At 52.0% G+C, this 941-nt stretch carries 1 protein-coding gene and 1 pseudogene; both read left to right on the top strand.

The window, feature by feature from the left end; all coding sequences use genetic code 11:
- A pseudogene (locus tag WM40_RS31975) lies at positions 1-211 on the top strand (hypothetical protein); the annotation flags it as partial.
- Between the two features lies 1 nt (position 212).
- A partial coding sequence (locus tag WM40_RS27165) for an NHL repeat-containing protein (protein WP_461786676.1) occupies positions 213-941 on the top strand: 729 nt, incomplete at its 3' end.

Raw genomic sequence — 941 nt, forward strand, 5'->3', positions numbered from 1 at the left:
AATGATTCGAGCTCTGCTTTACAGCATATTCGTTCAATTGCTAGTCTCCTGTGGCAATGGTGAAGTCGGTGCGGCTACTTATACTATTGGCGGCACCTTGACAGGCCTGGAGGGCGGCACGGTTTCCCTATTTAATAACGTTGCCTCGGACCGTCTTGATCTGAACACAGACGGTACTTTTACCTTTGCTAAAAAAAGTAGCAAACTATAGCGTGACCGTAGGCACGCAGCCAATCGGATTCCAATGGTGTAATGTCACCAACGGCTCGGGCACAGCAACGAAGAATGTCAGCGGCGTGGATGTTCAATGTGGAGCAGCCGCCGTTCAAGTAAGCACGTTTTCAGGCTCTGGTACAGCGGGCTATACGGATGGCGCTAGCAGTGTCGCGGCGTTTTATAATCCCGTTGGAGTCGCAGCAGATAGCGCTGGCAATCTCTATGTGGCAGATGCATTCAATAGTCTTGTCCGAAAGATCGCACTGGACGGCGAGGTGACAACGTTTGCGGGCTCTGCCACATCGGGGTTCGCGGATGGCGTCGGGACTGCAGCAGAGTTCAATCACCTTCACAGTCTCGCGTTGGATAGCTCAGGCAATCTGTATGTGTCGGACACCGACAATAACCGCATTCGAAAGATTACGTCTGACGGCGTGGTTACAACGTTCGCTGGTTCCGGGACAATCGGCAGTGTAGACGGCAGCGGTATTGCGGCTGAATTCAATAAACCTTATGGTGTCGCGTTTGATAGTGCGGGCATTCTGTATGTGGCTGATACATACAATAGCCTTATCCGCAAGATTACACCCGATGGTGTCGTAACGACCTTCGCTGGTTCCGGTACAGCGGGCTATTCGGATGGCACTGGGACTGCGGCAACTTTCAATCATCCCCGTCGTCTTGCGTTTGATAGCGCTGATAATCTTTACGTTGCAGACACTGAC

This window comes from Robbsia andropogonis, assembly GCF_000970345.1.
GTDB classification, from domain to species: domain Bacteria; phylum Pseudomonadota; class Gammaproteobacteria; order Burkholderiales; family Burkholderiaceae; genus Robbsia; species Robbsia andropogonis.